The organism is Rossellomorea sp. NS-SX7, assembly GCF_052828565.1.
The window spans coordinates 2716290-2729438 of record NZ_CM128249.1 but is presented as its reverse complement, the minus strand read 5'-3'; the positions used below and the strand labels follow the sequence as shown (position 1 = coordinate 2729438).

General features: G+C 43.7%; 10 protein-coding genes. 9 read left to right on the top strand and 1 reads right to left on the bottom strand.

Translation table 11 applies throughout. The annotated features are described in order from the left end of the window. The first annotated feature begins 30 nt into the window (after positions 1-30). A complete protein-coding gene (locus ACUXV2_RS13700; protein WP_446243742.1) occupies positions 31-675 on the top strand; it encodes a DUF421 domain-containing protein in 645 nt (214 codons plus the stop codon). A gap of 57 nt (positions 676-732) precedes the next feature. On the opposite strand, the gene spoVB is transcribed toward ACUXV2_RS13700, so the two are convergent. Then, entirely contained in the window at positions 733-2280 is a 1548-nt protein-coding gene (gene spoVB, locus ACUXV2_RS13695) for a stage V sporulation protein B (protein ID WP_446243741.1), read from the bottom strand. Positions 2281-2411: 131 nt separating this feature from the next. Here spoVB and ACUXV2_RS13690 point away from each other — a divergent pair, with 131 nt between their 5' ends. The 8 genes from ACUXV2_RS13690 to dtd all read left to right on the top strand — a co-directional run bounded on the left by ACUXV2_RS13690 (position 2412) and on the right by dtd (position 13131). Further along, positions 2412-2729, top strand: a complete 318-nt coding sequence (locus ACUXV2_RS13690; protein ID WP_446243740.1) for a post-transcriptional regulator — start codon at positions 2412-2414, stop codon at positions 2727-2729. A 121-nt stretch (positions 2730-2850) separates the two neighbouring features. After that, on the top strand, positions 2851-5115 hold the full coding sequence (gene secDF / locus ACUXV2_RS13685; protein WP_446243739.1) for a protein translocase subunit SecDF: 2265 nt from the start codon (positions 2851-2853) through the stop codon (positions 5113-5115). 131 nt (positions 5116-5246) lie between these two features. After that, positions 5247-6173 (top strand): cation diffusion facilitator family transporter, encoded by a 927-nt coding sequence (locus ACUXV2_RS13680; RefSeq protein WP_446243738.1) that lies wholly within the window; start codon positions 5247-5249, stop codon positions 6171-6173. A gap of 12 nt (positions 6174-6185) precedes the next feature. Next, entirely contained in the window at positions 6186-6521 is a 336-nt protein-coding gene (locus tag ACUXV2_RS13675; protein WP_446243737.1) for a LapA family protein, read from the top strand. 487 nt (positions 6522-7008) lie between these two features. After that, entirely contained in the window at positions 7009-9375 is a 2367-nt protein-coding gene (recJ, locus tag ACUXV2_RS13670) for a single-stranded-DNA-specific exonuclease RecJ (protein ID WP_446243736.1), read from the top strand. Continuing rightward, entirely contained in the window at positions 9366-9878 is a 513-nt protein-coding gene (locus ACUXV2_RS13665) for an adenine phosphoribosyltransferase (protein ID WP_446243735.1), read from the top strand. Before recJ ends, ACUXV2_RS13665 begins: the two co-directional genes overlap by 10 nt. Positions 9879-10487: 609 nt before the next feature. Then, positions 10488-12677 carry a RelA/SpoT family protein gene (locus tag ACUXV2_RS13660; RefSeq protein ID WP_446243734.1) on the top strand — a complete coding sequence of 730 codons (2190 nt, stop codon included), beginning with the start codon at positions 10488-10490 and terminating at the stop codon, positions 12675-12677. A 13-nt stretch (positions 12678-12690) separates the two neighbouring features. Then, on the top strand, positions 12691-13131 hold the full coding sequence (dtd, locus tag ACUXV2_RS13655; protein ID WP_446243733.1) for a D-aminoacyl-tRNA deacylase: 441 nt from the start codon (positions 12691-12693) through the stop codon (positions 13129-13131). Positions 13132-13149: the final 18 nt, after the last annotated feature.

Here is a 13149-nt window from a genome sequence, read left to right as displayed (position 1 = left end):
GTGAAATGTTTTTTTTGAGGAGGAAAAGTTGTGGAGGAATATGGAGTCATAATAATACGCACACTTTTTCTTTATTTATTGATTATCTTCATCTTTAGAATCATGGGAAAACGGGAGATAGGGGAACTGAGCATCTTGGACTTGGTTGTCTTTATCATGATTGCCGAGATGGCTGTATTGGCGATTGAAGAGCCCGGAGATCCGATCATTCATACCATTCTTCCCATGGGTGTGATGGTGCTCATTCAATTTGTATCAGCATGGTTTTCTTTACGGTCGAAGTCGTTCAGGGAGTTTGTCGATGGAAAGCCGACCGTCCTGATCCATAATGGAAAGATAGATGAAATAGAGATGAAAAAACAGCGGTATAATTATGATGATTTATTGCTCCAATTGCGCGAGAAGGATGTGTTCAATCTGGCAGAAGTGGAGTTCGCCGTTCTTGAACCGTCAGGAAGCTTGTCTGTCTTAAAGAAAGAAAAAAAATCCACCGGCTCGCTGACACTCCCGCTGATCCTCGACGGACAGGTTCAAAACAACCATTTGGAGATGATGGGAAAAACCTCATTCTGGCTTCGGAAAGAACTCCGGGAAAGGGGATATAAAGACATCTCCTCAATTTCCTTCTGCAGCTTCCACAACGGGCAATTCTATATTGATTTGATTGATAAATGAATAGTAATAAAATTAGCCCCTTTCTGATATCCAGCTTCAGAAAGGGGCTAATTTCGGTTAAACAATGAGTCTTCGGATGAATGGAATCCGGGCCAGATCCTCTTTCACAATGAGCTTCAAGGCTAGGGAAAGTCCGGTGTAAACGATCGTAGTGGAAATGACTCCGAACAGGAGCCTCCAGATCAGTCCTTCACCAGAAAAGAAGGCAAGGAAAGAATAATGACCCCACAGTCCCGAAGCAGCGATGACCAGGATGATTTTCAGATAATCCCTTAGATAGATGGTCATTGGGATATATTTAAGAATGGTCATGAAATGAAGCAGGGTGACGAGCATGAAGCCTGTCACAATTCCGAGAGCGGCTCCATTGATTCCGAATGCCGGCTGGGAGGCAAGGATGAAAATCACTGCTGTCTTCACGACTGCCCCGATGAGGCTGTTGACCATGGCGGCACGTGCAAGATTCAACGCCTGCAGTACCGCTTGCAGAGGACCCTGATAGTAGTAGAACAGGAAGAAAGGGGCCATAATCATGAGAAATGCCGCACCACTTTCACTACCATACATGACCTGCATGAGCGGCTTTGCGTAAATATACAAGATGACGACAGAAATACCGCCGGTAATCAGGCAAAATCGTAAAGCCTGTTGAAGTCTGTGTTCAATCAATGAAAAATTTTTATTCGAATTTGCTTCGCTTATCGCAGGCACCAATGACTGGGACAGGGATAACGTGACGAACGATGGCAAAAATAAGAGCGGAAGAGCGTATCCTGTCAATGAACCGTATTGTTTTGTAGCCATCGACGCTGCCACTCCCGCAATGGCAAGGCTGTGAGCGACCACGATCGGTTCAAAGAACCAAGCGATCGACCCGATCATCCTGCTTCCTGTAGCAGGAAGGGCAACACTCATCAATTCATTGAAGGTATGCCTGCCGTCTTTCATCGATTTAAAGAAGTTCTTTCTAATCTTGAATTTCTTTCTTAATTTAAAGCTCTCAAACAGATAAAACAGCGAAGCAAGTTCTCCAAGTACGGATGCCGCCATGGCTGCAGCCGCAGCATATTCGATGCCATATGGCAGGAACGTCTTCGTCAATACGGCAATGAACGTGATACGGACGACTTGTTCGATGACTTGTGAGATAGCAGATGGTTTCATATTTTGCCTGCCCTGGAAATATCCTCTGATCACGGAAGAGATGGCCACGATCGGAATGATAGGCGCAATGGCGACAAGTGGATAATAAATACGGTTATCCGTGAACAGTGTTTCGGTTAAATAGGGAGCGAGCAGGATAAGGGCAGGGGTGAATATCACAGATAGGAGTAAAGTGGTGGAAAGGGAAACAACCAATATTCTTTTTACCTTCCGGATATCCCCTTTTGCTTCCGCTTCTGCAACATTCTTTGAAATGGCTACAGGGAGGCCAAGCTGCGTGATGGTGATGACAAGAATCAAGGTCGGGAATGCCATCATGAACAGCCCTACGCCTTCTTCACCGATGAATCTGGCGACGACGATGCGATTGACAAAACCCAATATCCTTGTAATAAAGGCTGCAACCATCAGGATGATTGTCCCTTTAAGAAACTTTGACATAAAATTCCCTGCCTTCTCAAAATTGGTATAATCGTATACAATAATGTATATGCAGACATGTGGACAAAGCATGACAAGTTGTACATAATTCTGGCTAATTGTGATAGGTTAGCCCTAGGCGGTGACGAGGAATGAAGGCGAATCAGCATCCTTACGATCGTTTTTATGATTCATTGGAACCAGCACTTTCAAGTAAAGTGGAAGAGTTTGAAATATTGGGGTACGGCAAGGCAAATGTTGAACGGCTTTGGGCTTATTTGACTAAGAAGAAGTGGAAGAAGCCTGAAATGGATGTCAAGCTCTTTCAATTGGTAAGTGATGTCCTGACAGTCAAGCCCGGGGAATATATGAGCTTTGAAACGGTGGAAGCTTACCGCTCCCCGAATTGGTTCGAGGATATCAATGAAGAAGAATTAAATGAACTGCTGCGTCCAGGAAAGAAAAGGTAAATTGTCTGAAATTTAATTGACACTCTTTTGAAACTCATAGATAATGAGTATGGATTTATCGGGAATAGTATCGAATAATTTTTATCATGTGGTGAAAAACGGCAAGGAGGATTTATACATAATGGTAAAGCGCGGCCGAATAATCGCCTTCTTTTTACTTGTATTGTTACTTGCAGGTACTATGGGAGGAACAGCAAAGAACATCCTGGACAACATTAAATTAGGGTTGGACCTGCAGGGTGGTTTCGAAGTACTATATGAAGTTCAGCCACTTAAAGATGGACAGAAAATAACGAAAGAAACGGTATCGAATACTGCAGATGCTTTGGACAAGCGTATTAACGTCCTCGGTGTCAGCGAACCGAATATCCAGATTGAAGACGGGAATCGTATCCGGGTTCAGTTAGCCGGTGTAGAGGACCAGAACCAAGCGAGGGAAATCCTGTCTACCCAGGCAAACCTGACTTTCCGCGACGTAAATGACAAGGTGCGCCTTGACGGATCCGATCTGGTCTCCGGTGCGGCGAAACAAACCTTTGATGAACAGAATAATCCGATCGTCGCCCTGAAGTTGAAGGATCGAGAAAAGTTCTACCAACTGACAAAAGATATCCTGGGGATGGCTCCCGAAAATCAGCTGGTCATCTGGCTGGATTATGAAGAGGGGAAAGATTCTTATAAAGAAGAAGCGGGTAAGCAAGATCCCAAGTTCTTATCTGCTCCCGGTGTAAGCAAGCCGATCAACTCGGATGAAGTCATCATTGAAGGTAATTTCACAGTGGAAGAAGCACAGAATCTTGCATCCTTGTTAAACGCAGGTGCACTTCCTGTTAAACTGGATGAAATCTATTCCACTTCCGTCGGGGCTCAATTCGGTCAGCAGGCCCTGGATAAGACAGTGCTTGCAGGAATCATCGGCATCGCGATCATTTTCTTATTCATGATAGCGTATTACCGATTCCCAGGCCTTATCGCCACAATTACCCTGTCGGTGTATATTTATCTGGTTCTATTGATTTTTGATCTTATGAACGGGGTGTTGACGCTCCCTGGTATAGCAGCCGTCATTCTCGGTGTCGGTATGGCAGTGGATGCAAATATCATCACGTATGAAAGAATAAAAGAAGAGATGAGAGTCGGTAAACCGATTCGTTCGGCTTTCCAGGCTGGGAATAAATCTTCTTTCTTAACGATTTTGGATGCAAATGTAACCACGATCCTTGCTGCTTCTGTACTTTTCATGTATGGTACAAGCTCTGTAAAGGGATTTGCGACAATGTTGATCGTCAGTATCCTGACGAGCTTTATCACAGCAGTCTGGGGATCACGTCTATTACTTGGACTGTGGGTGCACAGTAAATTCTTTAACAAAAAGCCGGGCTGGTTTGGCGTCAAGAAGAGTGAAATCAAAGATTTGGCCGAGAATTATGATACACTCGACCTGCCTACCAAATTTGACCGTTTCGATTTTGCGAAGCAGCGTAAGAAATTCTTTGCATTTTCAGGAATCTTGATTTCTGCGGGTATCCTGATCTTGCTCATTTTCAAGCTGAACCTTGGAATTGACTTTGTCAGCGGATCGCGAATGCAGATCCTGGCAGACGAGAGCCTGACAACTGAAGAAATCAAGAGTGAATTGGAAGATGTAAAGCTCTCCTCTGATGATGTGGTCATATCAGGGGACAAAGATAATATTGCAGTCGTACGCTATACGGAAGATCTCAGCAAAGGTGATATTGCCAAGTTAAAGGATCATTTCAATGACCTTTACGGTGCAGAGCCAAGTATCAGTACGGTATCGCCTGTCATCGGTAAAGAACTGGCCAAAAATGCGATGATTGCCGTTGCGATCGCTTCAATCGGAATCATCATTTATGTAACGTTCCGCTTTGAGTGGAGAATGGCTTTGGCATCCATTGCGGCCCTCTTGCATGATGCTTTCTTTATCATCGCATTCTTCAGTTTGACAAGGCTTGAAGTGGATATTACATTCATCGCCGCTGTACTGACGATTGTCGGTTATTCGATTAATGATACGATCGTTACCTTTGACCGTATCAGGGAAAACCTTCATAAAAAACGCCGTCTGAAAACGGATGAGGATATTGAAGATGTAGTCAACCAAAGTCTGCGTCAGACGATGGGCCGCTCAGTGAACACTGTCCTGACGGTAGTGTTCGCCGTCATTGCTCTCTTGATCTTCGGAAGCGAATCGATTCTGAACTTCTCGATTGCATTATTGGTTGGGTTGATTGCAGGTACTTATTCTTCAGTATTCATCGCGTCACAGCTCTGGCTGGTCATGAAGAAAAAGGAACTGAAGAAAAAAGGTACGATCAAAACCGTAAAAGAAAAGAAGAAGTGGTCGGACGAACCACAAGTTTAAAAGGAAGAACAGAAAAGATCCAAAAGATCCAGGGGTATCCCTGGATCTTTTTCTTTAGGCGATTATTTTGAGGTTCGCGTTTTTTTACGGTGTTAGGTTACAATAGAAAAGTAGTGGAAGGAGGTTACTTCATGAATCCAGAAGATCGTTTTAAAAAAGCTGAATTCGCTGCTATGATTGGAATCGTCGGGAATATACTTCTGGCCCTTATCAAATGGGGGGCGGGAGCAGCGGGAAACAGCCGTGCGCTTATTGCTGATGCCGTCCATTCTGCTTCGGATGTAGCAGGGTCACTGGCTGTGTATATTGGCCTGCGTGCAGCAAAACAGCCTCCGGACCAGGACCATCCCTATGGACACGGGAAAGCGGAATCGATTGCTGCAATCATTGTCGCCGTCTTATTATTTTTAGTGGGCATCGAAATCGGGAAATCGTCTATAGAATCTTTTTTTCATCCATTATCCCCACCTGGGATGATCGCGATTTATGCCGTAATATTTTCCATCATTGTTAAAGAAGCGATGTTTCAATATAAATATCGTTTGGGTAAAAGGTTAAAGAGTGACGCCTTGATCGTTAATGCCTACGAGCACCGCTCGGATGTGTTCTCATCAATCGCTGCACTCATCGGGATATCAGCGTCCATTCTGGGCGGGAAACTTGAAATTGGCTGGCTGGTTTACGCAGATCCGGTAGCAGGATTGTTTGTTGCACTGCTCGTGCTGAAGATGGCTTGGCATTTGGGCAAGGAATCCATACATAATACATTGGACCATGTCCTTCATGAAGAAGATATCATTCCTTTACGGAAAATTGTTGAGTCTGTGCCCGACGTAAAGGAGATAAACGAATTACATGCGAGGGAGCATGGACACTATGTCATCATCGATCTGAAGATCAGTGTAGATCCCTATATGACAGTGGAAGCCGGGCATCGTGTAGGAAAAGCCGTAAAAAAGAAACTGATGGAAGAATCTAATGTAAATGACGTATTTGTTCACATCAACCCATATAATCCAATAGAAAGAGATTCCGAGGATTCGGTTGATTTACTGTAGGAGGGAGATAGGATGAAATTTCAATGGACATTACTTTTGGGCATATCTTTTGCCCTCATCGTAGCGGTCTTTGCTGTCATCAATGTCGATCCGGTAACCGTCAATTATTTATTCGGTCAGGCTGAGTGGCCGCTTATCCTTGTCATTCTTGGCTCAGTATTGATGGGCGGTATCATCATCGGCTCCGTAGGTCTATTCAGGCTGTATGTCGTCCAGCGGAAAGTCAAAGCGCTGGAGAAAGAGAACCTCCTTCTAAGGGAGCAGGCGGAAAAGAAGCATACCGATAAAAAGAAAGAGACTTCCTTAAAAAAACAGGCACCGGATTCCATAGGAGAAACCGGTGAGTAACAAAAGAGACTAGGACGGAAGTGTTGTAGTCTAAGTAAAACCCGAACTAATTTGCCTTTTAGGAAGCAAATTAGTTCGGGTTTTTAATTTTTTTATATGTAAAATTAGATTTAGCTCTTCCCAGCGGTTGATTGGAGTGCAAGACGAAGACTCCTGCGGGAAGAGTAGCTTATGTGAGTAGAGGCACATGTCATAAGCCAAATCGACCAAGAAGGCAAAGAGCGCCTTCCAGGCCGATTTGGCTTATGCCACCCGCCTCTGAACAAAGCCCTTCCGCTTTTCTTTCCGCAGGCTTGCCGAGGAGGCTCGCGGGCTACCCGCGGAAAGCGAAGTCTTGCACGGAAATCATTAGCGGCATTAAGAGTCTATACTTATATGATGGTTTTAAGTTTTGTCTCACCCGTGTTTTTGTTTTCTTTTCCAAAGCTGGAGAGATTGAAACACCTTCCTCATTTTTGTATAATTAGTTAGGCTGAGGAGTGAACGTATGTTAAATTCTAAAACTCGCTGGATGATTGCAGAATCTGACCAGCAAAAGATAGAAGAACTTGAAAAAGAATTAAAAATACCATCGCTTGTTGCGAAATTATTATTGAACCGAGGCTTGAAGGAAATAGAAGAAGCTCGGGATTTTTTGTTTGATAAAGGCGACTCGTTTCATGACCCATTTTTATTCAACGATATGGAAAAAGCGGTCGGGCGCATTCAAGACGCGATAAAAAATCAGGAAAGAATCCTTGTTTACGGGGATTATGATGCCGATGGAGTGAGCAGCACATCGGTGATGATGACTGTTCTTCGTGATATCGGAGCACTGGTGGAATTCTATATTCCAAACCGCTTCAGCGAAGGTTACGGTCCTAATGAAGATGCTTTCCGGTGGGCAAAGGATGAAGGGTTCGACTTGATCATTACGGTTGATACAGGAATTTCAGCCGTACATGAAGCGCTCGTCGCGAAGGAATTGGAAATCGATTTGATTATCACGGACCACCATGAACCGGGTCCTGTCCTGCCTGAAGCGCATTCCATCATCCACCCTAAGATAGAAGGCTCAGAGTATCCGTTTGAAGACCTGGCAGGTGTAGGAGTAGCCTTTAAGCTTGCCCATGCACTATATGGTGAACTTCCGGATCATCTGCTTGATCTTGCTGCGATTGGGACGATTGCTGACTTAGTGCCCCTACGCGGTGAAAATCGGATACTTGCAAAGCGCGGGATTGCAAAACTTCGAGTAACGGAACGAAAAGGGATTAAAGCTTTATGCAAAGTAGCGAATTCCCATCAGCATGAAATGACGGAGGAGTCGATTGGTTTCACGATCGCTCCCCGCATCAATGCGGTTGGCCGTTTGGGCGACGCAGATCCTGCAGTGGATCTCATGCTAACGGAAGATCAGGAAGAAGCCAATGCACTTGCTCAAGAAATCGATTCACTGAATAAGGAAAGACAAGCCATTGTGAACACCATGACCAAAGAAGCGATAGAAATGGTTGAAAATGACTTTCCTCTGGATGACAACTCTGTCCTCGTGATCGGCAAAGAAGGATGGAATTCAGGGGTTGTAGGGATTGTGGCATCAAGACTGGTAGATAAATTCTATCGCCCTACCATCGTGTTGAGCTTTGATTCTGAAAAAGGAATGGCAAAGGGATCCGCCAGAAGCATTGTCGGCTTTGATTTATTCAAAAGCCTATCGAAATGCCGTGATATCCTGCCACATTTCGGCGGACATCCAATGGCTGCAGGTATGACATTGGAGCTCGATCGCGTAGATGAGCTCAGGAAAAGACTCAATGAAATAGCCGAAAATGAATTGTCGGAAGAAGATTTCATTCCCGTCACGGTGATGGATGCAGCAGTGAAAATGGAAGAAATCACGATTGAATCGATCGAGAAGCTCGGACTCCTGGCACCGTTCGGAATGGAGAATCCTAAACCAAAATGGGTCATTGAAAATGTTTCAATTGAACACTACAAGAAAATTGGATCCAATCAGAATCACCTTAAGGTAGTGCTTGGGGATGAGGACAATAAATTGGATGGAGTCGGTTTTGGACTTGGTGAACTAGCTGATCATATCACTCCATTTTCAGATGCTTCCATCATTGGTGAATTATCGATCAATGAATGGAATAATCGAAAAAAGCCCCAGATTTTCCTGCATGATATAAAAATCGACCAATGGCAGCTCTTTGACGTACGCGGAATCAGGCAAGTCGAAAAATGGGAAAAGCATGTTCCCGGAGAAAACAAAAAGATGTTTTGTTTTCATTCATCCACCCTTGAAAAGCTGAATATGAGAGATAGGGAGGATATCATTCTGGTAGAAGGTGAAGATTCACTCATTGATGTATCGACAGACGGTGCAAGCATCGTGTTCCTTGATATGCCCGCTTCTAAGGAGCTGGTGAAAGCCATTGTTGGAAAAGGGGAGCCGCACCGCATTTACGCACATTTCTTTCAGGATGAAGATCATTTCTTCAGTACGATGCCGACCCGCGATCATTTCAAATGGTATTATGCCTTTCTGACAAAACGTGGTTCGTTCGATTTAAACAAGCATGGGGATGATCTTGCAAAATATAAAGGATGGTCGAAAGAAACAATAGATTTCATGTCACAGGTGTTTTTTGAATTGAAGTTTGTTACAATAGACAATGGATTTATTTCTCTTAATCCTGTTAAAACCAAGAAAGACTTATCAGAGTCTCCGGCTTATCAGAAGAAACAGCAGCAATACGAACTTGAAAACGAGCTGTTATATTCTTCTTATAACGAGTTAAAGGCTTGGTTTGATGAGAGGATAAAAGAGTCCGTTACATTTGAGGAGGAAGTAGAAGCATGGACTTAAAACAATATGTTACAATCGTTGAAAACTGGCCTAAAGAAGGAATCAAATTCAAAGACATCACCACGCTGATGGACAATGGTGATGCTTATAGATATGCTACAGACCAAATCGTAGAATACGCAAAAGAAAAAGAAATCGACCTTGTAGTGGGACCGGAAGCAAGAGGTTTCATTATCGGATGTCCAGTAGCTTACGCATTGGGTGTTGGTTTTGCACCGGTACGCAAACCTGGTAAACTGCCTCGTGAAACGATCAAAAAAGAGTATGGCCTGGAATATGGCAAAGACGCACTGACGATTCATAAAGATGCAATCAAACCAGGTCAGCGAGTACTGATCACCGATGACCTCCTTGCAACAGGCGGTACGATCGAAGCGACGATCAAGCTTGTAGAAGAACTTGGCGGTATCGTGGCAGGATGTGCATTCCTCATTGAACTCACATACCTCGACGGCCGTGATAAACTTGAAGGATATGACGTCCTTACACTAATGCAATACTAATCGTTTACATTCTTACATCAACGTCAATACTACACATAAACGAATCCATAAGGGACTGGCATTGCGAAATGTCAGCCCTTTTTTATATACAGTAAAATACATTTTTAAAAAAACACCTATTATAATTTGTTATTTTTCCTAATTAGATGAAAGTTTTGATTTATCCATTGTGAAGATCTCTAATTGAATGAGTCCCGATGAATTAATTCATTCCAGCTTTTGATTGGAGTGGAAGACGAAGACTCCTATCAGAAAAGCGGAAGGGCTTTGCTAAGAGGCGGGTGGCATAAGACGAATCGGCCACGAAGGCGTTCTTTGCCTTCTTGGTCGGTTTGGCTTATGACATGTGCCTCTAAGCCCTGTAGCTAGACAGTTAAACGCCTTGAAGTCTACCGAGGCTCACCAACCGCCCGCGGAAAGCGAAGTCTTCCACGGAAATCAAAAGCGGTATTGATAGTGATAATAATCGACTCTTTTCGACAAAATCAGATGAAATCTGAGAATTTTACCCTAAACCCTTTACAGAACCTTAATTTTTTTTGATAATAGTAACAATCATTAAAATTGAAACTGCACTGAAAATTTTTAAATATAAAGGTGATTTTGATCATGTCCAAAGATCAAGTACTAACCCCTGAACAGGTTATAGATAGAACAAAAGAATATTTGAATGATGAGCACGTGGGAATGGTACAGAAAGCGTACGATTTTGCCAAGGAAGCTCATAAGGAACAATACCGGAAATCCGGTGAACCATATATCATTCACCCCATTCAAGTTGCCGGAATCCTGGCAGACCTGGAAATGGATCCGTCCACCGTTGCGGCCGGATTTCTTCATGATGTGGTGGAGGATACCGACATCACACTGCCCGAGATCGAAGAGGCATTCAACGCTGAAGTGGCCATGCTCGTAGATGGGGTTACAAAGCTTGGTAAGATCAAATATAAATCCCAGGAAGAACAGCAGGCTGAAAATCACCGCAAAATGTTTGTTGCAATGGCTCAGGATATCAGGGTCATCTTGATTAAGCTTGCCGACCGTCTGCATAATATGAGGACGCTGAAGCATTTACCTCAGGAGAAACAAAGAAGAATCGCAAACGAAACATTGGAAATCTTCGCTCCCCTTGCCCATAGATTGGGGATTTCAAAAATTAAATGGGAGCTGGAAGATACTTCACTGAGGTATTTAAACCCTCAGCAATATTACCGGATCGTCAATCTCATGAAGAAAAAGCGTGCAGAACGTGAAGAGTATTTGGATGATGTGGTGAATGAAGTGAAGGACCGCCTTGGTGATGTTCAAATTGAAGCGGAAATTTCAGGGCGCCCGAAACATATATACAGCATCTACCGTAAGATGGCTCTTCAAAATAAGCAGTTCAATGAAATCTATGACCTCCTGGCAGTCAGGATCGTTGTGGACAGCATCAAAGATTGCTACGCGGTCCTCGGGATCATCCATACATGCTGGAAACCTATGCCGGGAAGGTTTAAGGATTATATCGCCATGCCCAAGCCGAATATGTATCAATCTCTTCATACTACTGTCATCGGACCTAAGGGAGATCCGCTGGAGGTTCAGATCAGGACGCTTGAGATGCATGAAATTGCAGAGTACGGGGTTGCTGCGCATTGGGCTTATAAAGAAGGTAAAAACATCGATGATAAAGTTTCATTCGAAAAGAAACTTACGTGGTTCAGGGAAATATTGGAATTCCAGAATGAATCGGCCAATGCTGAGGAATTCATGGAGTCTCTTAAGATCGACCTTTTTTCTGATATGGTGTTTGTATTCACTCCTAAAGGGGATGTTCTCGAGTTACCGTCGGGATCGGTTCCGATCGACTTTTCTTACCGTATCCACTCTGAAATCGGAAATAAAACGATCGGTGCCAAAGTGAACGGGAAAATGGTGACACTCGATTATAAATTAAAGACGGGTGACATCGTTGAAATCCTTACGTCCAAACATTCGTATGGACCGAGTCAGGACTGGTTGAAGCTTGCCCAGACTTCTCAGGCAAAAAATAAAATAAAGCAATTCTTCAAAAAGCAGAGAAGAGAAGAAAATATTGAAAAAGGCCGCGATCTCGTTGAAAAAGAGATCAAAAACCAGGACTTTGATTTGAAAGAAATCCTGACCGCTGAAAACATTCAACGTGTATCTGAGAAGTTCAATTTCTCGAATGAAGATGATATGTATGCAGCTGTCGGCTATAATGGCATTACGGCAGCTCAGATTGCCAATCGCCTGACAGAAAAAGACCGTAAGAAACGTGAGCAGGAAGATAAGTTAGAAGAAACGATGAAGGAACTGAATGCCCAGCCTGTTAAACGTAAAAAGGATGCAGGCGTACAGGTGAAAGGCATTGACAACCTTCTGATCAGGTTATCGAGATGCTGCAGCCCAGTGCCCGGGGATGAAATTGTCGGGTTTATTACGAAAGGCCGTGGTGTATCCGTACACAGGGCAGATTGTACGAATGTCCAGACGGAAGAAGTTGAACAGCGTCTTATTCAGGTTTCCTGGGAAGGAGACGGTCAGGATCGCAAGGAATACAATGTCGATATTGAGATTTCAGGCTATGATCGCAGAGGCCTGCTGAATGAAGTGCTGCAAGTAGTGAATGAAACGAAAACGAATATTACGGCTGTCAGCGGCAGATCGGATCGAAATAAAATGGCGACCATCAATATGTCTATATCGATACAGAACATTTCACACCTTCACAGGGTTGTGGAAAGAATCAAACAAATATCTGATGTATACGCCGTACGCAGAATTATGAACTAAGGAGGTTTCTTTCATGAAAGTCGTCCTGCAGAGAAGTAAAGAAGCCTCGGTGACTGTCGATGGAGAAGTAACAGGGCAGATTCAGTCAGGTTTTGTTCTGCTTGTGGGGATCACCCATGAAGATACAGAAGAAGACATCCGCTATATAGCAGATAAAGTGGTGAATCTGAGAGTATTTGAAGATGCGGACGGAAAGATGAATCACTCCCTGCTGGATGTAAAGGGAGAAATCCTGTCAATTTCTCAATTCACTTTATATGGTGACTGCCGAAAAGGAAGAAGACCTAATTTTATGGAGGCAGCGAAACCCGATCATGCTCTCCCTCTTTATGAATACTTCAATGGGGTATTAGAAGAAAAGGGCGTAAAAGTGGAAAAGGGTGTGTTCGGGGAAATGATGGATGTCAAGTTGACAAACGATGGACCAGTCACATTGATTCTGGAAAGTAAATAATATAACGAAAAAGCTGCC